At 58.4% G+C, this 23,412-nt stretch carries 25 protein-coding genes; 6 read left to right on the top strand and 19 right to left on the bottom strand.

Going from position 1 to position 23,412, the window contains the following annotated elements:
* The first annotated feature begins 1 nt into the window (after window position 1).
* Window positions 2-364, top strand: a complete 363-nt coding sequence (gene apaG / locus AB5Y99_RS10840; RefSeq protein ID WP_150998434.1) for a Co2+/Mg2+ efflux protein ApaG — start codon at window positions 2-4, stop codon at window positions 362-364.
* 6 nt (window positions 365-370) lie between these two features.
* Complete coding sequence (locus AB5Y99_RS10835) at window positions 371-1,192, top strand: symmetrical bis(5'-nucleosyl)-tetraphosphatase (RefSeq protein WP_368209694.1); 822 nt, start codon at window positions 371-373, stop codon at window positions 1,190-1,192.
* Window positions 1,193-1,427: 235 nt separating this feature from the next.
* Here the strand turns inward: AB5Y99_RS10835 and AB5Y99_RS10830 are convergent, their stop codons facing one another.
* The 4 genes from AB5Y99_RS10830 to AB5Y99_RS10815 all read right to left on the bottom strand — a co-directional run bounded on the left by AB5Y99_RS10830 (window position 1,428) and on the right by AB5Y99_RS10815 (window position 4,208).
* Window positions 1,428-1,937 carry a DUF6622 family protein gene (locus AB5Y99_RS10830; protein ID WP_201298798.1) on the bottom strand — a complete coding sequence of 170 codons (510 nt, stop codon included), beginning with the start codon at window positions 1,935-1,937 and terminating at the stop codon, window positions 1,428-1,430.
* A gap of 207 nt (window positions 1,938-2,144) precedes the next feature.
* On the bottom strand, window positions 2,145-2,645 hold the full coding sequence (locus AB5Y99_RS10825) for a 2TM domain-containing protein (protein WP_021231934.1): 501 nt from the start codon (window positions 2,643-2,645) through the stop codon (window positions 2,145-2,147).
* A 162-nt stretch (window positions 2,646-2,807) separates the two neighbouring features.
* A complete protein-coding gene (locus AB5Y99_RS10820) occupies window positions 2,808-3,215 on the bottom strand; it encodes a bleomycin resistance protein (RefSeq protein WP_368209692.1) in 408 nt (135 codons plus the stop codon).
* 3 nt (window positions 3,216-3,218) lie between these two features.
* Window positions 3,219-4,208, bottom strand: coding sequence for a luciferase-like monooxygenase (locus AB5Y99_RS10815; RefSeq protein ID WP_368209691.1), 990 nt, complete (start codon window positions 4,206-4,208; stop codon window positions 3,219-3,221).
* A 303-nt stretch (window positions 4,209-4,511) separates the two neighbouring features.
* Here AB5Y99_RS10815 and AB5Y99_RS10810 point away from each other — a divergent pair, with 303 nt between their 5' ends.
* Complete coding sequence (locus AB5Y99_RS10810) at window positions 4,512-4,850, top strand: hypothetical protein (RefSeq protein WP_149153552.1); 339 nt, start codon at window positions 4,512-4,514, stop codon at window positions 4,848-4,850.
* A gap of 84 nt (window positions 4,851-4,934) precedes the next feature.
* Here the strand turns inward: AB5Y99_RS10810 and AB5Y99_RS10805 are convergent, their stop codons facing one another.
* The 4 genes from AB5Y99_RS10805 to rplU all read right to left on the bottom strand — a co-directional run bounded on the left by AB5Y99_RS10805 (window position 4,935) and on the right by rplU (window position 8,661).
* Entirely contained in the window at window positions 4,935-6,305 is a 1,371-nt protein-coding gene (locus AB5Y99_RS10805) for a YjiH family protein (RefSeq protein WP_259584039.1), read from the bottom strand.
* Between the two features lie 366 nt (window positions 6,306-6,671).
* Window positions 6,672-7,874 carry an Obg family GTPase CgtA gene (gene cgtA / locus AB5Y99_RS10800; RefSeq protein WP_005339026.1) on the bottom strand — a complete coding sequence of 401 codons (1,203 nt, stop codon included), beginning with the start codon at window positions 7,872-7,874 and terminating at the stop codon, window positions 6,672-6,674.
* 200 nt (window positions 7,875-8,074) lie between these two features.
* Complete coding sequence (gene rpmA / locus AB5Y99_RS10795) at window positions 8,075-8,332, bottom strand: 50S ribosomal protein L27 (protein WP_005339028.1); 258 nt, start codon at window positions 8,330-8,332, stop codon at window positions 8,075-8,077.
* 17 nt (window positions 8,333-8,349) lie between these two features.
* Window positions 8,350-8,661, bottom strand: a complete 312-nt coding sequence (gene rplU / locus AB5Y99_RS10790) for a 50S ribosomal protein L21 (RefSeq protein WP_005304210.1) — start codon at window positions 8,659-8,661, stop codon at window positions 8,350-8,352.
* A 242-nt stretch (window positions 8,662-8,903) separates the two neighbouring features.
* Between rplU and ispB the strand changes: the two genes are divergently transcribed.
* Window positions 8,904-9,875: an octaprenyl diphosphate synthase gene (gene ispB, locus AB5Y99_RS10785; RefSeq protein ID WP_019444890.1), complete on the top strand. Its 972-nt coding sequence runs from the start codon at window positions 8,904-8,906 to the stop codon at window positions 9,873-9,875.
* A gap of 81 nt (window positions 9,876-9,956) precedes the next feature.
* Here the strand turns inward: ispB and AB5Y99_RS10780 are convergent, their stop codons facing one another.
* From AB5Y99_RS10780 to AB5Y99_RS10735, 10 genes are all read right to left on the bottom strand, one after another.
* The gene (locus tag AB5Y99_RS10780) at window positions 9,957-10,145 is read right to left on the bottom strand and encodes a DUF2065 family protein (RefSeq protein WP_194496634.1); all 189 of its coding nucleotides are present in this window, start codon (window positions 10,143-10,145) and stop codon (window positions 9,957-9,959) included.
* 106 nt (window positions 10,146-10,251) lie between these two features.
* Window positions 10,252-11,136 (bottom strand): protease modulator HflC, encoded by an 885-nt coding sequence (gene hflC, locus AB5Y99_RS10775; protein ID WP_005339038.1) that lies wholly within the window; start codon window positions 11,134-11,136, stop codon window positions 10,252-10,254.
* Between the two features lie 3 nt (window positions 11,137-11,139).
* The gene (gene hflK / locus AB5Y99_RS10770; protein ID WP_040065047.1) at window positions 11,140-12,291 is read right to left on the bottom strand and encodes an FtsH protease activity modulator HflK; all 1,152 of its coding nucleotides are present in this window, start codon (window positions 12,289-12,291) and stop codon (window positions 11,140-11,142) included.
* A gap of 91 nt (window positions 12,292-12,382) precedes the next feature.
* A complete protein-coding gene (hflX, locus tag AB5Y99_RS10765; protein WP_005339043.1) occupies window positions 12,383-13,669 on the bottom strand; it encodes a ribosome rescue GTPase HflX in 1,287 nt (428 codons plus the stop codon).
* A 63-nt stretch (window positions 13,670-13,732) separates the two neighbouring features.
* Window positions 13,733-13,996, bottom strand: a complete 264-nt coding sequence (hfq, locus tag AB5Y99_RS10760; protein WP_005339045.1) for an RNA chaperone Hfq — start codon at window positions 13,994-13,996, stop codon at window positions 13,733-13,735.
* A 72-nt stretch (window positions 13,997-14,068) separates the two neighbouring features.
* Window positions 14,069-14,998, bottom strand: a complete 930-nt coding sequence (gene miaA / locus AB5Y99_RS10755; RefSeq protein ID WP_323893930.1) for a tRNA (adenosine(37)-N6)-dimethylallyltransferase MiaA — start codon at window positions 14,996-14,998, stop codon at window positions 14,069-14,071.
* Window positions 14,988-16,862 (bottom strand): DNA mismatch repair endonuclease MutL, encoded by a 1,875-nt coding sequence (gene mutL, locus AB5Y99_RS10750; protein WP_323893932.1) that lies wholly within the window; start codon window positions 16,860-16,862, stop codon window positions 14,988-14,990. Before mutL ends, miaA begins: the two co-directional genes overlap by 11 nt.
* A gap of 199 nt (window positions 16,863-17,061) precedes the next feature.
* The gene (locus AB5Y99_RS10745) at window positions 17,062-18,750 is read right to left on the bottom strand and encodes an N-acetylmuramoyl-L-alanine amidase (protein ID WP_323893934.1); all 1,689 of its coding nucleotides are present in this window, start codon (window positions 18,748-18,750) and stop codon (window positions 17,062-17,064) included.
* Between the two features lie 23 nt (window positions 18,751-18,773).
* Window positions 18,774-19,247, bottom strand: a complete 474-nt coding sequence (gene tsaE, locus AB5Y99_RS10740) for a tRNA (adenosine(37)-N6)-threonylcarbamoyltransferase complex ATPase subunit type 1 TsaE (protein WP_005339056.1) — start codon at window positions 19,245-19,247, stop codon at window positions 18,774-18,776.
* A gap of 10 nt (window positions 19,248-19,257) precedes the next feature.
* On the bottom strand, window positions 19,258-20,769 hold the full coding sequence (locus AB5Y99_RS10735) for an NAD(P)H-hydrate dehydratase (RefSeq protein ID WP_368209689.1): 1,512 nt from the start codon (window positions 20,767-20,769) through the stop codon (window positions 19,258-19,260).
* A gap of 60 nt (window positions 20,770-20,829) precedes the next feature.
* Here AB5Y99_RS10735 and queG point away from each other — a divergent pair, with 60 nt between their 5' ends.
* Entirely contained in the window at window positions 20,830-21,984 is a 1,155-nt protein-coding gene (gene queG, locus AB5Y99_RS10730) for a tRNA epoxyqueuosine(34) reductase QueG (protein WP_139730586.1), read from the top strand.
* Window positions 21,985-22,095: 111 nt separating this feature from the next.
* Complete coding sequence (gene ppgK, locus AB5Y99_RS10725) at window positions 22,096-22,836, top strand: polyphosphate--glucose phosphotransferase (protein WP_005339062.1); 741 nt, start codon at window positions 22,096-22,098, stop codon at window positions 22,834-22,836.
* Between the two features lie 104 nt (window positions 22,837-22,940).
* Here ppgK and AB5Y99_RS10720 read toward each other — a convergent pair whose 3' ends face one another.
* Window positions 22,941-23,396, bottom strand: a complete 456-nt coding sequence (locus tag AB5Y99_RS10720; protein ID WP_323893938.1) for a hypothetical protein — start codon at window positions 23,394-23,396, stop codon at window positions 22,941-22,943.
* Between the last annotated feature and the right edge of the window lie 16 nt (window positions 23,397-23,412).

The raw sequence follows: 23,412 nt of genomic DNA, 5'->3' as shown, positions 1-23,412 counted from the left end.
TGTGGCACTCCCGCACATCGAGATCCGCCCATACCCCGTGTATGTGGCGGGCTCCAAAGACCCTTACCAGTTTCACTATCTGATCGAGATTGAGAATCTGGGGCCCGGCCCGGTGCAACTGCTGCATCGGCGCTGGCTCATCACCGATGCCAATGGCAAAATGCTGGAAGTGGCAGGCTCGGGCGTGGTCGGGGAACAACCCGTCATTGCCGAAGGTGAGACCTACCGCTACCAGAGCGGCGTGCCGCTGGCGACCCCGCTTGGGGTGATGGAAGGGAGCTATACCCTGCAAGATGGCTCTGGTCAGCAGTTTGAGGCGCCCATCGCCCCCTTCACGCTGGCTATCCCCAATATTATCAACTGAGGTTTCATGGCGAACTGTTTTGTCGGTGACATCCAGGGCTGTTACGACGACTTGCGCCGTCTGCTGGATCTTGCCGCGTTCGATCCCGACCAAGACGTGCTCTGGCTCTGCGGCGATCTGGTCGCCCGCGGCCCGGACTCCCTCAATACCCTGCGTTTTGTCAAAGGGCTGGGCAACCGCGCCGTTACCGTGCTCGGCAACCACGACCTGCACCTGCTGGCGGTCGCCGATGGCGTTGCACCGCTCAAGAAGAAAGACAAGCTGCAAAGCCTGATGGATGCCCCTGATCGGGATGAACTGCTGGAGTGGCTGCGCCACCGCCCGCTACTGGCCGAACATCCGGATCTCCCCATCATGGTGGTGCATGCCGGGATCTCCCCCGCATGGGATGTCCGCACCGCGCGCAACTGCGCCCGCGAGGTAGAGAGCCTGCTGCGCGGTGACCAGTACAGCTGGCTGCTGCACAACATGTACGGCGACCAGCCCGATGGCTGGAAAGATGATCTGGTCGGGATCGACCGCTACCGCTACATCATCAACACCTTCACCCGGATGCGCTTCTGCTATTTCGACGGTCGTCTCGACTTCAAATGCAAGAAGGGGCCCAAGGAGTCGACCCCGGGGCTGCGTCCCTGGTTCGAACAGCGCGAACACCACGTGGATGACCCCATTCTGGTGTTCGGCCACTGGGCGGCCCTGATGGGCAACACCGGCAAGAGCGATATCAAGGCGCTCGATACCGGCTGTGTCTGGGGCAACAGCCTCACCCTGTGGCGCTACGAGGATGATGCCCTCTTTGCCACCCCCTGCCCCACTCACGCCAGCTAGGGCAGTGATTGCAAAGACCTGAACCAAAAAGAGAGCCCGGCAACTTGCCGGGCTCTCTTACTCTGCTATTTACATTAATAACCGATAATTTTCACTAATTAAGCAAAGGCTTGCCGTTCGTACAGCGAACTTTTATACCAATATAATATTAACTGATACATGACGAATAATATTATTAAAGCAGATCATTTAATGGTTTTAATTTTTAACTGTAATCAAGTTATTTTGAGCATAGTTAGCCACATAAATAGGTCTTTCGATATGTTAAGTAAAAATTCACTGTGCGGCCCCAAAGAACCCCACTAATCAATCCACTTGAAACACCAAAGATGATATTAAACCATAATGAGAATCTTAAAGAAGGCTCCATATTTAAAAAAGCATTCAACGCATACTTTATAATGAAAGTAATTATTACGAAAACGAGGACCCATGATGTACCGGGCCAGATAATTAAATGAGTACCTTCTTTACGCTTCAGCTGAGGTCCATCGCTAAAGTGGCGCCAGCCAATATAAGAGCCAGCTATTAACCCTGACATCATCGAAGCAAAGCCACAGAACAAAAAAGCCAGATTATCAATCACTGTGAATCCTCCCCAGAGGAGAAAAAACAATGGCATAATGAATAACCCTTCAATGTTTGTTTCTCTATCACTTAATGCATTTATGCCTGTGGTTATGAGAAATACAAACAAAATCCAGACCCATATAGGAGTCTCAGTTACAATTTGAATAAGCAACATGTCATCGTCCTTAATAAATAAAACAATGTCATCAAATGGTGAGCGCTACCTATAAACTTTATTTAAAAACCAAATGTTCGCGAGAAAAATTTTTTCAGCCTTCATATCAAAATACAATCATGTCACATTTTTGGATGAGCCCATACTCATGGATATTAGTTATGAGACTATCCTATAAATATGGGCAGATATGTGACTGCTTTGAGATTACAACTTGCGCCCCAACCGTTTCTCGATCTGGCGCCGCTCCCACTCGGGGCCAAACAGCTTGAAGGGCTGAAACACCCGAACAGCATGGGAGGCAAGTCCCAGCCCCCATCCCAGGGTTGGCCACCAGGCCCAGATGTACTCCGGATTGCTCAGGTAGTTGATGACAAACAGCCCGCAGATCACCACCACGTAGCTGGCGACATGGTGATAGAAGCCCTTGAGCTCCTCCACATAGCGCATTGCCGCCCGCTCCTCTGCCGATACCTGCACCGCATCCTGCCCCATAGTGTCACTTCCTCTCATCTCGCGCTCCTGTTGCTCTGATCCATCCAGTTGAGCCACATCGAGTTCAAAGACGGCAGCCAGGGCCTTGAGAGATTCCAGTCCGGGTTGCTGCCCCTGCTCGATCCGCTGGATAGTGCGGACACTCAAACCAGTCAACGTTGCCAACTGATCCTGAGACCAACCCCGTTGCAATCTCAACTTCCTGACGATCATCTCGAACTCCTTGTGGTAATTGACAGGGACAGCATAGGGCTTGCGCCACGAAAGGTGACACGACAGATAGCCGACATACATCTGACAGTCCTTTAAAATCAGATGGTTAAGATTTTTATCTTGTCAGTCAGCCGCTCGTTCCCCCAGATATTGCACAAACCGTCACAGATAACCATCGGGATCCTGCAGCAAAAATTCGCGCTGCCCGGCCAGCATCTCGCCCACTGGATACCAGACCTCAGTGGGCTGCCGGAAAAGTGCAATCCCGGCGGCCTGCAAGCGGTCGAGTAGCGGCTGGATCTCGGTCAGCTCCATCTGCAGATTGATTCCCCGACCGAACGGTGGCTCCAGCGCCCCGACCTGCCAACCCGCCGGATGTACCTGCTCCAGCATCAGCTGTATCTGTTGCTGCTCAAGATAAGCAAAAGGAGGGTCATCGCGCCGATAGCGGACCGAGAAGCCCAACAAACCGGTATAGAAAACCAGAGATCGAGTCAGGTCGGTAACCGACAGCTCCGGTACCATGGGATTCCAATACGGCCCATCCACCGCGACAGTAGGGTTCGTCATGGCTTACAGGCTCTGCATCAGCTCGGCGGCAATTTCAAAGGAGCGCAGTCGGGCCTGATGATCGACGATGGGCCCATTGAACATCAGCTCATCGGCACGGGTTTCTGCCAGCAGCGCCTTGAGGCCATGACGAACCTGCTCCGGGTTGCCCACTAGCGAGCGAGCCAGAGTCTGCTCCATCGCCATCAGCTCACGGGGCGCCCACTCGTCACCAAGCTGGACGACCGGCGCGGGCAGCTTGCCCGCATCACCGCGATGAAGGCGCAAGAACTGCTGCTGCACGGTAGTGAACTGGAAGCGTGCCTCCCGCTCGCTGTCGGCGGCGATCATGTTGATGCAGACCACCGCATGGGGCTTGGGCCAGCGAGCAGAGGGGCGATACTGGCTGCGGTAGATCTCCAGCCCCTGCAGCAACATGGCGGGAGCGAAATGGGAAGCAAAACCGAACGGCAAGCCCATCGCCGCCGCCAGTTGCGCGCTGTAAAGGCTGGAGCCCAGCAGCCAGATGGGCAGATGCAGCCCCTTGCCGGGCACCGCCTGCACTGCGCCAATATCGTCGCCAAAGTAGCTCATCAGCTCGCGCACATCGGCCGGAAAATCATCCACCTCGCTGCTGCGCATTCGCCGCAGCGCCCGCATGGTGCGCTGATCGGTCCCGGGGGCGCGACCAAGGCCGAGATCGATGCGGTCGGGATAGAGCGAAGCCAAAGTGCCAAACTGTTCGGCAATCACCAGCGGCGAGTGGTTCGGCAGCATGATGCCACCCGCCCCAATCCGCAGGGTGGTGGTGGCTTCGGCCAGATGGCCGATCAGCACCGAGGTGGCGGCACTGGCAATGCCCGGCATGTTGTGATGTTCGGCCAGCCAGTAGCGCTGGTAACCCCAACCCTCGGCATGGCGGGCAAGATCCCGTGAACGGCGAAACGACTCGGCAGGCACGGAACCTTCGGCAACAGGCACCAGATCGAGCACGGAATAGGGGATGGCAGACATGGTTCACTCCATTGATTTACAGGCCAGTAACAAGTGGGGCAATGTAGCACGGGATACCTGAATGAATCACTATCTCCTGCCACACTCTGCCTGCCAGGCGGCAGCAATCGAACGGAACAAATCTCAGGCAAGTATTGTTCGAACGCTCATCCTGCTGGCCGCGCAAGCCCGGGGGGATCATATTTTCTTACATTTGCGGGCTGGCCTGAGCGTCCCCGGCTGGTTATAACGGTGCCCCTATAGCGAAAGGGGAGCAACAGACTCCCCCTCACTCTTTGTCACACCACACTGTTCAGGTTATCTATGTCAAAACATCTCGTTCTGCTGGGCGCGCTGACGCTCTCCGGCTGCGCCCTGTTGTCTCCCCCCGCCCCCACCGTCACCCCGGTGCACCTTGCCGATACCAGCCAGCGCGGCTTCTACATCGAATGCAGCAGCATGAAAGCCTGCTTCCAGCAGGCCAACCAGACCTGCCCGCAAGGTTACAAGGAGACCGACCGCCGCCAGCAGACGCTCTACAGCACCCAGTATCTGGGGGGAAGCTATGACGACGAGAAGAAGGTCTACAAAGCAGCCAAGCCCTATCGCATCGCCAACACAGTCCACTCCCTGACCATCCAGTGTCCCGTCACTACAGGCTGAGCCAACCGAAGGGGGACTCTCTCCCGTTACTGCGAAAAAGAAAACGGTCAACCGAGGTTGACCGTTTTTCACTGCGCTGCGCCCTTAGAACAGCAGGTGTGCCACCCCGGCGATGACCGGCAAGGTGACCAGAGTGCGCAGCAGGAAGATAACGAACAACTCCCACAGCTTGACCGGGATCTTGCTGCCCAGCAGCAGGGCGCCGACTTCGGACATATAGATCAGCTGGGTGACCGACATGGCGGCAATCACGAAGCGGGTCATGTCGCTCTCGATGGTCGAGGCCAACACCGCCGGAATAAACATGTCGGCAAAACCGACCATGATGGTCTTGGACGCCGCTTCCGCCTCAGGCAGTTGCAGCAGCTCCAGCAAGGGGACAAACGGGGCGCCAAGCCAGTTGAAGATAGGGGTGTGCTCGGCCAGCATCAGGGCACAGGTACCGATCGCCATCACAACCGGCAGCACGCCAAACACCATATCCAGTGCATTCTTCACCCCTTCCCGTGCGACTGCGCCGAGATCAGTCATGCTGTCAGCCTTGGTCAGCGCCCGCTCGAAGCCATAACTCATCACGCTGTGTTGGTGTGGCACGGCTTCCTGCTTGCGGCACAGGGGAGTGCCATCGGCATAGATGTCCTTCTTCCAGCAAAGTGGCGGCAAACGCGGCACCACGATGGCGGCGACCACCCCCGCCAGACAGACGGTCAGGTAGAAGGGAACGAACATGTGCTCCAGCTTCACCTGGGAGATCACCACCAGACAGAAGGTGATGGAGACAGCAGAGAAGGTGGTGCCAATCACCGCGGCTTCACGCTGGGTATAGAACTTCCCTTCGTACTGCTTGCTGGTCAGCAGGATGCCGACGCTGCCATCTCCGAGCCAGGAGGCAAAGCAGTCCACTGCGGAGCGGCCCGGCAACCGGAAGACAGGACGCATGATGCGGGTCATCATGGTGCCGACAAATTCCAGCAGCCCGAAATCGAGCAGCAACGGCAGCAGCAGGCCGGCAAAAATGAAGACCGAGAACAGCACCGGCAGCAGATCGTTGAGCACCAGTCCACCGGTTGCGCCGGAGTAAAGCACCTCAGGTCCCACCTGGAAGAAGGTCAGCAGCACGAAGATACCGCCCAATACCCGCACGCAGGCCCAGAAAGGGGAGACATTGAACAAACTGTTGAGGAAAGGACGACGCACCAGAATCGCTGGTTTGAACAGCCAGGCAATCACCGTCATCAGCATGGTGGTGGTGATCACCGCACTGACCATGGCGACCAGATAATCGGCAAAAACGAGCTGTACCAGCTTGGCAAGCACGGCCACCGGGATGGTGACGTTACCGTCATAGACGACTGGCGTCATGAACAGCAGGATCCCGATAAGTGACGGAACCAGAAACATCAACAAGTTACGGCGAGTATTGACCGCAGGTGCTTCGAGACTCTTTTCCAACATGATATGACTGCCCTAATGTTACTTTTCCCTAGCCCGGCCAACCTGCGTATTCATGCATTAACCGGCAAAACGGGCGCAAGAATACTCTAAAAAAATGCACAAACAAGCCCCTAAGGCAGAAATCTGCGCATAAATATTTCCACAGGCAAACCTTCCATTAAAACAATAAGATACAGCGGCGCATATCGATTCAATCGACATCGCCAGATGATTGTTTCGTTATTGTTAATTTTGGTGGGCAGTATAATCGGTTATCAGTGGCAGGCAATAAGTGACATCACAAATATATCTAATGAGTTGCTGCTCGATAGACATAAAAAAACCGGAGCCTGTTCAGGCTCCGGTTTTCAATGAGAGTGACGGGGATCAGTCACGGACGTAGATGACTTCAACGCCATCATCTTCGTCGTCATCCCAATCGTCATCATCAAGCCCTTCATCGAAGGCAAGAGATGCAGCCAGTGCTTCCGCTTCAGCCTTGGCCAGCTGGTTCTTGTGGTAGTCGTCCCACTTGAACTCCACCTTCTCGATGGCGTCTTTGGCATCTTCCGCCAGCTGACGGGGCATGGTATCCAGCAGATCCAGAATGTCGTAGCAGACCTTCTTGGTGCCTTCCTTGCTGATGGCAGTGATGGCATAGACCGGACCTTCGTGGTTCAGGGCCGCCTTGACGCGATCCATCACCTCCTGGGCTTCTTCTTCCAGGATCAGATCCATCTTGTTAAACACCAACCAGCGCGGCTTGCCAGCCAGTTCCGGGCTGTACTTCTCCAGCTCCTTGACGATGGTCACGGCATTTTCAGCAGGATCGGAGCCATCAACCGGGCAGATATCCACCAGGTGGATCAGTACGCGGCAACGCTCGAGGTGTTTCAGGAAGCGGATACCCAGGCCTGCGCCTTCGGCAGCACCTTCGATCAGACCAGGGATATCGGCGATCACGAAGGAGCGGGAGTTTTCACCACGCACCACACCCAGATTCGGTACCAGGGTAGTGAAGGGGTAATCAGCCACTTTCGGGCGAGCCGCAGAAACGGCGCGAATAAAGGTAGACTTGCCTGCGTTGGGCAGACCCAGCATGCCGACATCGGCCAGCAGCAGCAGCTCCAGCTTCAGGGTACGCACTTCACCCGGAGTACCGTTACTCTTCTGGCGGGGAGCACGGTTGACGGAGCTCTTGAAGCGGGTGTTGCCCAGACCGTGGAAACCACCTTTGGCAACCAGCAGCTTCTGCTCGTGGTGGGTCAGATCCCCCAGCAGTTCACCGGTATCCTCATCGGTCGCCCGGGTACCGACCGGCACGCGCAGGATCTTGTCCTTGCCGCGGCGACCGGTACAGTTGGCGCTCTGGCCATTCTCGCCACGCTCGGCAGCATGGAAACGCTCGAAACGGTAGTCGATCAGGGTATTGAGGTTTTCGTCGGCGATCAGATATACGTCGCCACCGTCACCGCCGTCACCGCCGTCCGGACCACCGTTGGGAATATATTTTTCACGGCGAAAGCTTACACAACCGTTACCACCGTCACCGGCATCGACTCGAATCTGGACTTCATCAACAAACTTCATAGGTAACCGTCACCTTAATTCGAAAAACCGATACGCAATTATAGTGGTACAGACCCCTGCGGGCGATACGCATCTTGCCAATCATGCCCGTCAGAGCCAAAGTCAGCTGCGTTCCGTTTTTTCGTCAACGACATCAGAAAGACGTCAGAAAAACAAAAGCCCCGCCTGTTGGCGGGGCTTCGGATCCTTGCGGTCCGTAATTACTCAGCAACGATGCTAACGTACTTACGATTCAGCGGACCTTTAACTTCGAACAGGATTTTACCAGTCGCGGTAGCGAACAGGGTGTGATCCTTGCCCAGACCAACGTTGGTGCCAGCGTGGAACTTGGTACCACGTTGACGAACGATGATGCTGCCAGCCAGAACTGTTTCGCCGCCGAAACGCTTCACGCCCAGGCGTTTAGCTTCAGAATCGCGACCGTTGCGGGATGAACCGCCAGCTTTTTTGTGTGCCATTTATCGGACTCCTCTAATTAAGCGCTGATGCCAGTGATTTTGACTTCAGTGAACCACTGACGGTGGCCCGCTTGCTTACGATGGTGCTTACGACGACGGAACTTGACGATAGTCACTTTCTCGCCACGGCCGTGAGCCACAACTTCAGCTACAACCTTGCCACCTTCAACGAAAGGAGCACCTACTTTAAAAGTGTCGCCTGCAGCAACCATCAGAACTTCGTTGAAGTCGATGGTAGCGCCAGTCTCAACGTTCAGCTTTTCCAGACGAACGATTTGACCTTCGGCCACACGGTGTTGTTTTCCGCCGCTTTGGAATACCGCGTACATTTGATTAACTCCGTAAAGGCATGTCTTTTGCTCAAGGCTAGACATGCGCAAAAACCTATAACAATGGGCGGGCATTCTACGCAAATCGATCTGCTCAGGCAAGGCCAATTTAGCAAAAAGTTTATTTTGTGCGCATATCTGCCGCCGTGGATAAACGCCTAACTGTAACCCATTGTGAAATCGTGTAGAATCCCTGCCATTACTAAAATCGCAGTTATTGCTGCTGTCACGTTACGAGACTTATGGACCAACAGACTATCCGTGCGCTCTGTGCCGCCGACATGACGGCGGTCAATGAACTGATCCTGGCCCGACTCCAGTCCGACGTTAGTCTGATTAATCAGCTGGGTTTCTACATTGTCAGCGCCGGCGGGAAACGGATGCGCCCAATGCTGACCGTGATGGCTGCGCGTGCGCTGGGCTATGAGGGTGAGGATCACCTGAAACTGGCCGCCATCATCGAATTCATTCACACCTCTACCCTGCTGCATGACGACGTGGTCGACGAATCCGACCTGCGCCGTGGCAGGGAGACCGCCAACGCCATGTTTGGCAATGCCGCCAGCGTGCTGGTCGGTGACTACCTCTATAGCCGCTCCTTCCAGATGATGGCCGAACTCTCCAACCTGCGGGTGATGGAGATCCTCTCGGATGCCACCAACACCATCGCCGAAGGGGAAGTGTTGCAGCTGATGAACTGCAACGATCCGGACACCACCGAAGAGAGCTACATGACGGTCATCTACTGCAAGACCGCCAAGCTGTTCGAGGCCGCTACCCGACTCGCCGCCGTGCTGACCCATCAGCCGGAGCCCGTCGAACAGGCCATGACCGATTACGGCAAGTATCTGGGCACCGCGTTCCAAATCATCGATGACGTGATGGACTACTGCTCCCAGAGCGAAGAGATGGGCAAGAACGTCGGCGACGATCTGGCCGAAGGCAAACCAACCCTGCCGCTGCTGCGTGCCATGGAAGTGGGCACGCCGGAAGAGCGCCAGCTGGTGCGCGATGCCATCGAGCACCGCAACGGCATGGAGCATCTTGAGCAGATCCTCGGCATTCTCGACCGTACCGGCGCGCTGGAGTACTCCCGCATGCGAGCCAGGGAAGAGGCCGACAAGGCCATTGCCGCCCTCGCCATCCTGCCTGACTCCCCGCACAAACAGGCGCTGGAAACACTGGCCCACATGGCCGTGCAGCGCAGTGCCTGAGTAAACGACATGGATGAAAAAAGAGGCCTTCGGCCTCTTTTTTATTGTCTGCTATCTGCTGGACAGTGCATTGCGCCAGACTCAGCGACTCAGCATCCAGAGGATCACGCTACCCGCCACCACTAGCGAACCGCCGATACGGCGCAACTGCTCCGGTGGCTGCTCGCTCAGCAGCCGCAACATCTGCTGCCATGCTCTGGGCATCAACAACGGGCCGAGCCCCTCGAACAACAGCAGCAATCCCAAACCTATCAGCATGGATGTCAGCATCCGACCTCCTTCAATGCAACCAGCCCCCTGGGTCGACGGCTGGCATTGGCACCAAAAACAAAAAGGGTCTGACAATGCAGACCCTTTGAATGTGACCTCGTGGCGATTACTGCTTGGTGCCGTGAGGAGACTTGAGGTAACGGAAGAACTCGCTGTCCGGCTTGAGCACCATCAGGTCGTTGCCACCGGCAAAGCTCTTGCGATAGGCCTCCATGCTACGCACGAAGCTGAAAAACTCGGGGTCTTTCTTGTAGCTGTCGGCATAGATCTTGGCGGCTTCCGCATCCCCTTCACCACGCAGCTGGCGAGCGTTACTCTCGGCGTCGGCGATCATGACGGTCACCTTGCGGTCGATATCGGCACGCAGGATTTCAGCCTTCTCGCGACCCTGAGAGCGGTGCTCACGGGCGACTGCGGTACGTTCGGCACGCATCCGCTGGTAGATGGAGTTGGAGACTTCCACCGGCAGGTTGATCTGCTTGATCCGCACATCCACCACCTTGATACCGAGCTCGGAGGAGCGCGCCATCTTCTTCAGGGCATCTTCCATCACGGTACTGCGCTCACCGGAGACGATGTCCTTGATGGTGCGGTTACCGATCTCGGAACGCAGACCGTTATTGATCTTGCGCTTGAGCAGATCTTCAGCCTGCAGCTTGTTGCCACCACCGGTTGCCAGGTAGTACTTGGAGAAGTCCTCGATCTTCCACTTCACGTAGGAGTCGATGATCAGGTCTTTCTTCTCGGAGGTGACAAAACGGTCGGCCTGGCTGTCAATAGTCTGGATGCGAGCATCCATCTTGCGAACCTGGTCGATGAGCGGCACCTTGAAATGCAGGCCCGGCTCATAAAGGCGGGGTTCACCGGAGTCAACCCGCTTCACCTTGCCAAACTGCACCACAATCCCCTTCTGACCTTCATCAACGATAAAGACAGAAGAGAAGCAGACCATGGCCGCGACAGCGATTGCACCAATAGCTAGCTTTTTCATCTATCAGTTTCTCCCTGAGCTGAAGCGGTCACCGCTACGCAGCGGCATTGTCGGGGTAGAGTTGGCACCCTCGTTGGAAACGGGGACCTGCTCTGTGACCGGGGCGACAGTGGCACGATCAGGCTGGGCTGCCTTCGGCTTGCCAGACAGCTTGTCGAGCGGCAGGTAGATCATGCTGTTGTTGCCAGCCGGCATGTCGACCACCACCTTGTTGGCCTGCTGATAGAGCTCTTCCATGGTTTCCAGATAGATACGCTCACGGGTCAGCTCGGGGGCAGCCAGATACTGGGGCAGCAGCTCGTTGAAGCGAGCAACTTCACCTTGGGCTTTCAACACGATCTGGGATTTGTAAGCTTCCGCTTCCTGCTCCAGACGCTTCACCTGTCCACGGGCCTTCGGCTCCACTTCACGGGCATAGGCTTCTGCTTCACGAATGAAGCGCTGTTCATCTTCCTGAGCGGAGATGGCGTCATCAAAGGCGTCTTTCACCTCTTCCGGCGGACGTGCCGGCAGGAAGTTGACGTCGACGATCTGCAGACCCATCTGGTAGGGCTCGATGATGCCATCGATCACCTGCCAGGTCTCCTGACGCACCTTCTCACGACCGGTAGTCAGCACATCATCCATCCGGGTATGACCCACCACGTAGCGCAGGGCGCTATCGGTGGCCTGACCCAGACTCTCGTCGGCATTGGTCACGCTGAACAGATACTGCTCGGGATTGACCACACGGTACTGCACGTCCATCTCGACCCGTACCACGTTCTCATCCTGAGTCAGCATGAAACCGGAGGCAGGCAGGGAGCGCACAGACTCGACGTCCACCGGGATCACCTGATCGATAAAGGTCGGCTTCCAGCGCAGGCCCGGCTCGACAATATGGGAAAACTTGCCAAACCGCAGCACGGCACCACGCTCCGCTTCGCGAATGGTGTAGAAGCCGCTGACGACCCACACCACCACAGCGACAACCAGCGCTATGGAGATACCAAAGCGACCTACATCGCCGCCAGATTTGCCGCCACCAAACAAGCCACCGAAACGGCGACTCACTTTGCGCAGCATTTCATCCAGATCAGGGGGTCCCTGATTCTTGCCGTTATTCCCCCAAGGGTCACGGTCTTTGCCGTTGTTACCAGGCTCATTCCAAGCCATCAGCGTCTCCATTAATACATGCGGATGGATATCATCTCTATCGGGCCATCATACATTGAGAAGCCCCTAAGGGTTCATCTTCATCGACGAATCAATGCCTGATAAAGCGTTGTAAACTCTCACCTTCCTGTTTCACGAGGCGGTTCCAGTCGGCCACTTGCAAGCGGACTTCCAGCACGAAATCACCCTCCTCGCTAAAACCTTCCTGCTCAATCCCTTTCAGCTGATAGAGCGCACTGCGCAATCTCGCGGCAGAAGGAGGCAACTGCAGGGTGTGATGCACCATGGAGCCAGCCAGCAATTCGGTCAGCGCCGTAAACAGATGCTCACAACCTTCACCGGTCTGGGCCGACAACCAGACGCGCAACGGGCGCCCCTCGTCATCTCGCTCCAGACCTGCCGGACGATCCGCCAGCTTGTCGATCTTGTTGCAGATCATCAGCTGGGGCCTGTCATCGGCTTCAATCTCGGCCAACACCTGCTGCACGGAGTCGATATTCTCCTGCATCTGCTCATCGGCACAGTCCACCACATGCAGCAGCAGATCCGCTTCACGGGTCTCCTGCAGGGTCGCCTTGAAGGCCGCGACCAGATCATGGGGCAAGTGTCGAATAAATCCAACTGTATCCGCCAAAATCACATCACCCACATCCCGGATCACCAGTTTACGCAGGGTGGGATCCAGAGTTGCGAACAATTGGTCGGCAGCATACACGCTGGCAGCTGTAAGTTGGTTGAACAAAGTGGATTTTCCGGCGTTGGTATAACCAACCAGTGACACCGTCGGCACTTCGTTGCGGTTGCGGGCACGGCGTCCCTGCTCCCGCTGTTTGGCCACCTTGTCGAGCCGACGCAAAATCGCCTTGATGCGTTCCCGCAGCAGACGTCGGTCAGTTTCAAGCTGGGTTTCACCCGGGCCACGCAGACCGATCCCGCCCTTTTGACGCTCAAGGTGGGTCCAGCCTCGCACCAGACGAGTGGAAAGATGGCGCAACTGGGCCAGTTCGACCTGCAGTTTACCTTCGTGGGTTCGGGCGCGCTGGGCAAAGATATCGAGGATCAGGCCGGTTCGGTCCACCACCCGGCACTGGAACAGACGCTCCAGGTTGCGCTCCTGGGCAGGGGTCAGGGCATGGTTGAAGATGACGACGTCGGCATCCAGCATCTGGACTTGGGACGCGATCTCTTCAGCCTTGCCACTGCCGACAAAAAATTTGGCACTGGGCGCACTGCGACTGGTGGTAATTACCCCCAGCGCATTGACTCCGGCCGAGCTCACCAACATCTTGAGCTCTTCCAGATCCTCCCGCTCACCCTCATCACTGAAGTTGACATGCACCAGAACGGCCTGTTCGCCAGCTTCATAACGGTCAAACAAGCGCTTGCTCCTTAACAGGAATCATGATGAATCTGAGTTGGCGAGTCGACTCGCCCAGGGATATCACGCCTCGGCATCACCCTGTTCATCAGCCGCGCCACCCGGAGTGGGCTGGTGATGATTGACGGCACGGGCCGGTACGACAGTCGAGATGGCGTGCTTGTAAACCATCTGGCTCACGGTGTTTTTCAGCAGGATAACAAACTGGTCAAAAGACTCGATCTGACCTTGCAGTTTGATGCCGTTCACCAAATAGATAGAAACAGGAATCCGCTCACGGCGCAGCGCATTCAAAAACGGGTCTTGGAGAGATTGCCCCTTAGCCATTTTTCTTTTCCTTATAGTTTGTTGTTTTTAAACACCGAATATCAATATAACAACCTGATTATACAGGGAGTGTCAAGCCGCACCAGCGCGAGCAAGCACGCGGTCGAGATTGCCAGACTCACCAGATTCCAACCAGGTCACGTCGGGCCAGCCACGCAACCAGGTCATCTGTCGTTTTGCCAATTGGCGTGTGGCAACAATGCCACGATAACGCATCTCATCATACCCCACTTCACCGCACAGGTAGTCCCATATTTGGCGATAACCCACACAGCGAATGGAGGGGAGATCCGGGTGCAGATCGCCGCGCGCCATCAGCGTACGAACCTCCTGTTCAAAGCCACCTTGCAGCATCTTGTCAAAGCGCTGTTCGATACGCTGATGCAGCACGGCACGATCGCTCGGGGCGATGGCAAACTGCAGCACCCGATAGGGCAAGCCCTCCCCCTGCACCTGCGTCAGCTCGGTAAGGGTCTTGCCGCTGATACGGTAGACCTCCAGCGCCCGAGAGAGTCGCTGCGGGTCATTGGGGTGGATCCGCGCCCCGGCCACAGGGTCGATGCGCACCAGCTCGTCGTGCAGCGCTTGCCAACCGAGGCGGGCAGCCTCTTCCTCAATCCCAGCACGAATGGCGGGATCGGCAGAGGGCAGCGGGGACAATCCCTCCAGCAGCGCCTTGAAATAGAGCATGGTACCGCCCACCAGCAGAGGAATGCGGCCACGGTCGGCGATCTCTTTCATCTCCCGCAGGGCATCCTTGCAAAAATCGGCTGCCGAATAGCTCATGGCAGGGTCAAGAATGTCGATCAGCCGGTGCGGGGCACGTACCAGTTCATCGGCGGTCGGCTTGGCTGTGCCTACATCCATGCCGCGATAGATCAGCGCTGAATCGACGCTGATGATGTCGCAGGGCAGCGCCTGGCACAGTTCAATGGCGAGATCCGTCTTGCCGGAGGCCGTCGGCCCCATCAGAAAAATTGCTGTCGGCAAGTCACTCGCCATGTTCAAACTCCTCCAGCACGGTCGCCAGCGAAAGCGGGCGCACCATGCGAATGTCTGCCAGTTGGTCACTGAAATCGGTCACAAGTTCCGTCAGCAGACGACTGGCAGTTGAAAAATCGTATATCTTCTCGCGGCTTATCCCCTGCTCCACCAGCCATTGGCATAATACTTCAGCCTGCTGACCAGCATCACTGTCAGATCCGCCCTCGATAATTTGCAGCAATTCGGGTAACAGACGCACCAGATCGGTCTGGCGCAGCAGAGCCGGCACCCGAGTCAGGATCATGGTGTCGCGCCCCCCGCTTTTCAACTCCAGCCCCATCCGTTTCAGCAAACGTTCCTGCTCGGTCACCAGCGCGATCAAATTCTTCGGCAATTTGAAGGAGACCGGCAGCAACAGTGGCTGGGCCGCCAGTCCCTGGCCCCAGGTCTCCAGCAGCCAGTAGCGCAGCAGCACCCGCTCGGCGCGCACCAGCGAGAGCAGCGCCAGCTGATTATCCCGCTCGATCAACAGGTAGGCCTGATCCACCAGTGTCAGGGCGCGACATCCCCCCTGTTTGGGTGACGGCACCGTGTCGGTGGACTGTGCGGGAGCAGCCTCAGTCGCAGTTGCGATAGGCAGCGTGGTGAGCAGAGCGCCCATGCCGCGCATCGCCTCCCGGCTTGGGAGCTCGGGCGGTTGATAGTTGCTGACCCGGCCTGCACCACCACCGTTCCCTTCCCGCACCTGTGCAGGTGCCCGGTAGCTGTGCTCGGCACCGTACCACTCCGGGCGTGGCGCCTGACCGGGATATTCGATCTGCGGACTGACCGGCAGCTCGACCAGGGTTTCGGCCAGCGGCGCGTCCTGATGAGCGGCGCTGACTCCTTCGCGGCGCAGCGCAGTAAACAGCGCCTGAAAGATAAAGTCGTGGATCAGTCGCGCCTGATGGAAGCGCACCTCATGCTTGGCCGGGTGGACGTTGACATCCACCTGACGGGGATCCAGCTCGATATAGAGCACATAGGCGGCGAAGCGGTCGGGAGGCAGCAGCTCGTCATAGGCCTGACGAATGGCGTGGTTGATGAGCTTGTCGCGCATCATCCGGCCGTTGACATAGGTGTATTGCAGGTCGTTCTGCGGTCTTGCCCCCTCCGGAGTCGCCAGCCAGCCCCACAGACGCACATCGCTGTGTTCGCTCTCCACCGCCAGCGCATGGTGCATGAAGGGGGTGCCGCAAACGGCGGCGAGGCGACGCTCCTGCTCCGGCACGGTATTGGCGGCCTTGTACTGGCGCACCACTTTGCCGTTGTGGCGCAGGATCAGGGTGGCATCGAAGCGGGAGAGCGCGATGCGGCGCACCAGCTCGTCGATATGGGCAAACTCGGTCTTTTCGCTGCGCATGAACTTGCGCCGCGCCGGGGTATTGAAGAAGAGATCCACCACCTCCACCGTGGTGCCCACCGGATGGGCCGCCGGCTTGATGGTGACGCTCATCTCCCGCCCTTCCGCCTGGGCTTGCCAGGCTTCGGACTGCTCGGCGGTACGGGAGGTGAAGGTGAGACGGGAGACCGAGCTGATGGAAGCGAGCGCCTCGCCACGAAAACCGAGGCTGTTGATCCCTTCCAGATCGTCCAGCGTGGCCACCTTGGAGGTCGCATGACGCGACAGCGCCAGCACCAGCTCGTCTTTGGCGACGCCACAGCCGTTGTCACGGATGCGGATCAGCTTGGCCCCCCCCTTGTCGATGTCGATCTCGACCCGGTCGGCCCCCGCATCCAGGCTGTTTTCCACCAGCTCTTTCACCACAGAAGAGGGCCGCTCCACCACCTCTCCGGCTGCAATCTGGTTGGCCAGAATGGGTGGCAAAATACGGATCGGCATCATTTACTCCTGAATTTCTATCTTGCGGATGGTCAGTCTCTTAAGGCTCCAGGAGGGCCGCTCTACCACCTCTCCACCAACCGGAATCTGGTTGGCCAGAATCGGGGGTAATATACGGATCGGCATCACTTACTCCTGAATTTCAATCTTGCTGATGGTATTCGCTAACAACGGGAGCGGCATCGCTCGCTCCCTCGCGTCAGTTTTGCGGAATGTAGAGCACCTGCCCTACCTGAATATTCCGCGACTTGAGCTTGTTGATCTCTACCAGCCGTGCCTGACTCACCCCATGTTTCTCGGCAAGGCGAGAGAGGCTCTCGCCCCGCTTGACCACATGGCGGATCATCTGCGACTTGTCGTCACTGCGAACGGGAGCAGCAGCGCGGCTCTGCACTTGCTGGGGAATATAGATTGTTTGACCAATCTGAATATCCCGGCTGCGCAGCTGGTTGATCTCCACCAGAGTGGACTGACTCACTCCATGCTTCTCGGCAAGGCGGGAGAGGCTCTCACCCCGTTTGACCACATGGCGGAGCATCCGCGATTTGTCATAGTCACCCACACTGCTGACCGGTGCACCGCTCTCCTGCGCTGCCGCCGAGTAAGGCTTGATCACCCCGGCGCCAGAGCCGCTCCCAGCACCGCCGTCGCGGGCAGTGGCGGGCATCTTGTTGGTCACTACCGGCTGCGACTGTGTCTGCCTGGGCTGGCTCACCGGCTGCCGGGCTGCCGGTGCAGGGCGAGTAGCGGCAGGTTGGCTCACCTGCCCTTTGCCGGTCAGCATGGCCCCCTTGGTCGGGTGGGCGCGGTAGTAGTTGCGGATCCCCTCGAAGATGGCGCGGGCCAGCTGGTCCTGATAGCTGGCGGTAGCCAGCAGCTTCTCCTCCGCATGGTTGGAGATAAACCCGGTTTCAACCAGCACCGAGGGAATATCCGGCGCCTTCAACACCGCCAGACTGGCATGCTCCGGCGCCTTCTTGTGCAGTCGGGCAACCTTGCCCATGGAGCGCAGGATCTGGCGGCTGACGTCATATCCTTCGGCACGGGACTTGTCCATGGAGAGGTCGAGGAAGGTCTGCGCCAGATAGGGGTTGGGATCAGATTCCGCCAACACCTTGCCGACACCGCCCAGCAGCTCGCCCTGCTTCTCCTGCTTCTCCAGCCAGCTACCCATCTCGCGGTTGGCACGGTTGGTCGACAAGACCCAGACCGAGGCACCACGCGGGGTCGAGTTATGAAAACTGTCTGCATGGATAGAGACCAGCAGATCCGCCTTCGCCTTGCGAGCGATCTCGGAGCGCTTGTTGAGATCGACGAAGTAGTCGCCACGACGGGTCATCACGGCGCGCATCCCCGGCTCGCGGTCGATCAGTGCCGCCAGCTTCTGGGAGACCGCCAGCGTGACCCGTTTCTCGTAGGTACGGCGCGGGCCGATGGAGCCTGGGTCTTCCCCGCCGTGGCCCGGATCGATAGCAATCACCACTCCCTTGCCCTTGCCACCGATGGGCGTGGATTGCACCGCAGCCGCCGAGCGCTTCTCTTCATAAGGCAGGTCGATGACCAGACGGTGGCCATAGGGCCCGGCTGGCGCCAGCGGGAAGACCACCGGCTTGATGGCGGAGCTGAGATCCATCACCAGCCGCAGACCGCCCTTCTCCAGCGGAGTGCTCTGGCGGATCTTGCGCACCAGTTCGCTGTTGTTCTCGATCCGGGCCAGATTGGCGGCGTTGCTCGCCCCTTTCAGATCGATCACCAGCCGATCCGGACCGGTGAGGGTGAAGTAGTTGTAATTGGGGGCGCTGCTCATATCGAGCACCACCCGGGTGTTATCCGGTGATGGCCAGATTCGTACACTCTTGAGCTGATTCGCCCAAGAGGGTAACGCCATCAAAGAGAGAGCAATAACAAGGATCAAGCGCACGTAGATGACAACCGTTCCAGAATGGCTTCGCCAATAGCAGTGCGAGCCTCTATCAGAACCTCGCGCTGCTCGCCTACATAAGTGAGGGTAATTTCCAGGTCGGGAGCCGGTAACCAGCCCTCGCCCTTCTCGGACCACTCCACCAGACAGAGAGTGTTGGCGGCAAAATAGTCCCGAATGCCCATGAATTCCAGCTCTTCCGGATCAGCCAGGCGATAGAGATCGAAATGGTAGACCTGCCAGCCATCGAGCTCATAGGGCTCGACCAGGGTGTAAGTCGGGCTTTTTACCTTGCCCTGATGGCCAAGGCCCTGCACCCAGCCGCGGGTCAGGGTGGTTTTACCGGCGCCAAGCGTGCCATGCAAAAACACTGTGGTCGCCTGCTGGCAAGCCTGTGCCAGACGGCCACCCAGTGCCACGGTTGCTGCCTCGTCCGGCAGTGTCATCATCAACTGTTTTGCCATGTTCTTCTTTTTAACTTGTAATGGTGTCGGGATTAACCAGTTTGCGGATCAGCGGCAGCAGATCTGACGCCAGCATGCCCCGCTCGCCGTCAGCGGCGGCCTGATCTGCAGCCTCGCCGTGGATCACGGCGCCCAGCCAGCTTGCCATGGTGGCAGACCAGCCCTGGGCCAAAAGGGCGGCGATTATACCAGATAACAGATCGCCCATCCCGCCACTTGCCATGCCGGGATTGCCTTCACAACAGAGAGCGACCCGCTCGCCGTCATAAATAAGTGTTCCCGCCCCTTTTAACAACACCACACCGCCATAACGCCGCTGCAGCGCCTGCACGGCGGCAAACCGGTCGGTTTCAATCTCGGCAATGGTGCATCCCAGCAGGCGCGCCGCTTCGCCGGGATGGGGCGTGAGCACCCAATTATCCTGATGGCGGGGAGATTGCGCCAGCCAATTCAATCCATCGGCGTCCAAAACCAGTGGCAGCCGTTCGGTGAGATAACGGGCGATTTGTGCTCTTCCCCACTCATCCTGGCCGAGGCCGGGGCCAATGACCCGCACCGGCGCCCACCCCTCGTCACCAGCGGTAGTGAGGCTCATCAGCTCGGGTTGGTAGAGGCTGACCGGTGGATGATCCGGATGCTGACACACCCGCACCAGCCCGGCCCCCGCCCGCAGGCAGGCGCGAGCCGCCAGCACGATGGCCCCCTGCATGCCGCGATTGCCCCCCACCAGCAGTACCTCGCCATAAGAGCCCTTGTGGGCAGCGCGCGGGCGCGGGGTCAACTGCGCGCTGAGCAGTGGATAATCGATACGCCTGGCGGCGGGCAGCATAGTGTCATCAGGCGTGACGCCAAGGGGATCACAGTCGAGCTGACCGACACAATCCACCCCGTCGCCGGTGAGCATCCCCTGCTTGATCCCGATAAAGGTGAGGGTGCGCGTGGCCTTCACCACGGCCCCCATGGCACGGCCGGTATCGCCGTTGAGGCCGGAGGGGAGATCCACCGCCAGCACAGGCACAGCCAAGCCATTGATTGTTGCGACGATCTTTGTCATTAGTGGCGAGAGAGGCGTGTTGACACCGGTGCCAAGCAGGGCATCAACCACCAGATCCGGGGTGGAGTGCTGGTCCTTATCAAACTGCTCGGCCAGCCAGACCCGGCCACCGGCCGCCAGCCACTCATCGGCGGCCCGTCTGGCATCCCCCTTCAGCTGGTCGGGTGCTCTGGCGGCAATCACCACCACCTCGATGCCAATCTGGCGGGCAAGGCGGGCCAGCACATAGCCATCACCGCCGTTATTACCGGGGCCGACGAAAATCCACCAGCAGCGACTGTCGGGCCAATGCAGGGTGGCATAGGTGCGCAGCGCAGCACCGGCTCGCTCCATCAGAGCATAGAGAGGTTGCCCCTCACGCGCGGCCCAGTTGCGCTCCAGTGCGCGGATCTGTTCAGTCTGCCACAGCCCCTGTGGTAAACTGCCCCCCTCTTTTGTGCCCAACGCGCCCCTGATGATCTCTACCATGACGGCTCCCGCCTCTTATCAATCGACCCACGCCAGCAAACTTCGGCCAGGCCAAGCCGCATGAGCGCACCTGACTTCCACCAGCTGGCCCACGATATCAAGCTCTGGGCACGGGAGCTAGGTTTTGACCAGGCGGGCATCACCGACACCGACCTGCGTATCGAAGAGCCGAGATTGCAGGCCTGGCTGGATGCGGGCTATCACGGCAGCATGGATTACATGGCGCGCCACGGCATGATGCGCGCGCGCCCCCACGAGCTGCTGCCGGGCACGGTGCGAGTGTTGTCGGTGCGGATGAACTACCTGCCGTTCGAGGCGGGTTTTGCCGCCACCCTGCGCGATCCGGCCCTCGGCTATATCAGCCGCTATGCTCTCGGTCGCGACTACCACAAGGTGCTGCGCAACCGGCTCAAACAGCTGGGTGATCGCATCGAAGCGCGCTGCGCCGAGCTGTTTCAAGGCACCGAAGATACCTTGGGTGAGTGGCGCCCCTTCGTTGACTCCGCCCCCATCCTCGAGCGGCCGCTGGCAGCCAAGGCGGGCCTCGGCTGGGTTGGCAAACACTCACTGCTGCTCAACGAATCGGCCGGCTCCTTCTTCTTTCTCGGTGAGCTGTTGCTCAACCTGCCGCTGCCGCTCGACCAGCCAGTGGAGAAGGAGCAGTGCGGCAAGTGTGTCGCCTGCATCAACATCTGCCCGACCGGCGCCATTGTCGCCCCCTATGTAGTAGATGGCCGCCGCTGCATCTCCTATCTCACCATCGAGAATGACGGCCCTATTCCGGAAGAGTTTCGCCCCCTGATGGGCAACCGCATCTACGGCTGCGACGACTGCCAGCTTATCTGCCCCTGGAATCGCTACGCCGATGCCAGCCCGGAACCCGACTTCAGCCCGCGCCACAGTCTGCACCGCCCCCCCCTGCTGGCGCTGTGGTGCTGGAGCGAGAGCGACTTTCTCAAGCAGACCGAAGGGAGCCCGATCCGCCGCATCGGTTACCAGCGCTGGCGCCGCAATCTGGCAGTCGCCCTTGGCAATGGTCCAGCGACCCCCGAGGTGATCGCGGCCCTGCAACTGGGGCTGACCACCGCCGATCCCATGGTGGCCGAACATATCGAATGGGCGCTGGCCACCCTTGCCAGGCGTCAGGATGAAGAGAACAAGAAGACCCGTTTGCTGATCCGCTGCATCGAAAAAGGTCTGTCGGATCACGCATAAGTGATCTGTCCCTTGCCGGATTGCAGCACTTTTTTCATGCTCTGCCGACCTGCAGTGCCCATAACAGCGTGGTCACTGCAAACTGGTCGGCACACAACAAGGACAACACAGATGCATATGTTGGGAGTGGATATTGGAGGCTCAGGGATCAAGGGCTGTCTGGTCGATACCAAAACCGGCGAATTGATTGGCGAGCGCCATCGCATTGCCACACCGCAACCGGCCACCCCGGCCGCCATCGCCCATACCCTCAAGGCGCTGGTCGAACATTTCGACTGGAAAGGACCGGTGGGCTGCGGTTTTCCTGCCACCATACACAACGGGGTTGCCAAGAGTGCCGCCAACATCGACAAGAGCTGGATCGAAACCGATGCCGAGCATCTGTTTGCCGATGTCACCGGCAAGCCCTGCTATGTGCTGAATGATGCCGATGCAGCCGGTCTGGCCGAGATGCGCTTTGGCGCCGGCAAGGATCGCAAGGGGGTCATCATCCTCATCACGGTCGGTACCGGTATCGGCACCGCCATCTTCGTCAACGGCCATCTGCTGCCCAACACCGAGCTGGGCCATCTGATGCTGGAAGGAATGGTCGCCGAGCACTACTGCTCCGATGCGGCGCGCAAACGGGAGGATCTCTCCTGGAACCGCTGGGGCAAGCGCTTCAACAAGTATCTGGCGCGCCTTGAGTTTCTCTTCTCCCCCGACCTCTTCATTCTGGGGGGCGGCAGCGCAGCCAAGCTGGATAAGTTTGTCGATCGCATCGAGACCCGGGCACCGCTGATTCCGGCGGCCAGCCTCAATCAGGCAGGCATTATCGGGGCCGCCCTCTACGCGGCCGAGCAGCAGGGCTAACCGACGCTCACTGCAAGTCAGCAGATACCAATGGAAAGGGCCCGGCACTGCTGCCGGGCCCTTTTGTTTTGCTGTCATCTTGCGTGTTTGGTGCTTATCACCCGTTACATGTCGTCGAGTCGGTGCACTCCGTGCACCAGTCGAGTCAGGCGGGTCTGCTCCAGCCCGGCCAGATTCTCGAGCAAAGCGGTGGTGGCCGGTGTCGGGCACTCCTGGGCCAGATGGCTCAGCTCGCCCACCAGCTGCTCTTCCCAACGGCATACCTGAGTGACGATATCCTGGGTCTGGACTGATGCCGGCAGCTCGAAGCGGGTAATGGCAGGCAGCATATCCTCGCTGAAACTCTGGTTCAGCCAGGTCTCCCTGACCGCCTCTCCCAGCTGAGCAGCATATTCGTGCAGATGGGCACTGGCCGCATCCTCACGCCCTTGCAGATAGACCAGCAACATCCGGCTGCGTTCGCTGTCCACCTGACTTGTCAAACGCCCGTAACAGAGTCCGAGCTGGTGGTGAACCTGCTCAAGATAGTGCAGCAACTCTTTGATCTGTTGGAATCTCATCGCACTGCCCTCCATG

Origin of the sequence: Aeromonas sp. R4-2, from assembly GCF_040908295.1 — a bacterium.
Lineage (GTDB): Bacteria > Pseudomonadota > Gammaproteobacteria > Enterobacterales > Aeromonadaceae > Aeromonas > Aeromonas veronii.
The sequence above is the reverse complement of the archived record's forward strand: the minus strand, read 5'-3'. Positions and strand labels throughout refer to the sequence as shown.

Coding starts and splice junctions, on each gene's coding strand:
- AB5Y99_RS10835 (WP_368209694.1), top strand. CDS start 371: ATGGCGAACTGTTTTGTCGGTGACATCCAGGGCTGTTACGACGACTTG.
- AB5Y99_RS10830 (WP_201298798.1), bottom strand. CDS start 1,937: ATGTTGCTTATTCAAATTGTAACTGAGACTCCTATATGGGTCTGGATT.
- AB5Y99_RS10825 (WP_021231934.1), bottom strand. CDS start 2,645: ATGATCGTCAGGAAGTTGAGATTGCAACGGGGTTGGTCTCAGGATCAG.
- AB5Y99_RS10820 (WP_368209692.1), bottom strand. CDS start 3,215: ATGACGAACCCTACTGTCGCGGTGGATGGGCCGTATTGGAATCCCATG.
- AB5Y99_RS10815 (WP_368209691.1), bottom strand. CDS start 4,208: ATGTCTGCCATCCCCTATTCCGTGCTCGATCTGGTGCCTGTTGCCGAA.
- AB5Y99_RS10810 (WP_149153552.1), top strand. CDS start 4,512: ATGTCAAAACATCTCGTTCTGCTGGGCGCGCTGACGCTCTCCGGCTGC.
- AB5Y99_RS10805 (WP_259584039.1), bottom strand. CDS start 6,305: ATGTTGGAAAAGAGTCTCGAAGCACCTGCGGTCAATACTCGCCGTAAC.
- cgtA (WP_005339026.1), bottom strand. CDS start 7,874: ATGAAGTTTGTTGATGAAGTCCAGATTCGAGTCGATGCCGGTGACGGT.
- rpmA (WP_005339028.1), bottom strand. CDS start 8,332: ATGGCACACAAAAAAGCTGGCGGTTCATCCCGCAACGGTCGCGATTCT.
- rplU (WP_005304210.1), bottom strand. CDS start 8,661: ATGTACGCGGTATTCCAAAGCGGCGGAAAACAACACCGTGTGGCCGAA.
- ispB (WP_019444890.1), top strand. CDS start 8,904: ATGGACCAACAGACTATCCGTGCGCTCTGTGCCGCCGACATGACGGCG.
- AB5Y99_RS10780 (WP_194496634.1), bottom strand. CDS start 10,145: ATGCTGACATCCATGCTGATAGGTTTGGGATTGCTGCTGTTGTTCGAG.
- hflC (WP_005339038.1), bottom strand. CDS start 11,136: ATGAAAAAGCTAGCTATTGGTGCAATCGCTGTCGCGGCCATGGTCTGC.
- hflK (WP_040065047.1), bottom strand. CDS start 12,291: ATGGCTTGGAATGAGCCTGGTAACAACGGCAAAGACCGTGACCCTTGG.
- hfq (WP_005339045.1), bottom strand. CDS start 13,996: ATGGCTAAGGGGCAATCTCTCCAAGACCCGTTTTTGAATGCGCTGCGC.
- miaA (WP_323893930.1), bottom strand. CDS start 14,998: ATGGCGAGTGACTTGCCGACAGCAATTTTTCTGATGGGGCCGACGGCC.
- mutL (WP_323893932.1), bottom strand. CDS start 16,862: ATGCCGATCCGTATTTTGCCACCCATTCTGGCCAACCAGATTGCAGCC.
- AB5Y99_RS10745 (WP_323893934.1), bottom strand. CDS start 18,750: ATGGCGTTACCCTCTTGGGCGAATCAGCTCAAGAGTGTACGAATCTGG.
- tsaE (WP_005339056.1), bottom strand. CDS start 19,247: ATGGCAAAACAGTTGATGATGACACTGCCGGACGAGGCAGCAACCGTG.
- AB5Y99_RS10735 (WP_368209689.1), bottom strand. CDS start 20,769: ATGGTAGAGATCATCAGGGGCGCGTTGGGCACAAAAGAGGGGGGCAGT.
- queG (WP_139730586.1), top strand. CDS start 20,830: ATGAGCGCACCTGACTTCCACCAGCTGGCCCACGATATCAAGCTCTGG.
- ppgK (WP_005339062.1), top strand. CDS start 22,096: ATGCATATGTTGGGAGTGGATATTGGAGGCTCAGGGATCAAGGGCTGT.
- AB5Y99_RS10720 (WP_323893938.1), bottom strand. CDS start 23,396: ATGAGATTCCAACAGATCAAAGAGTTGCTGCACTATCTTGAGCAGGTT.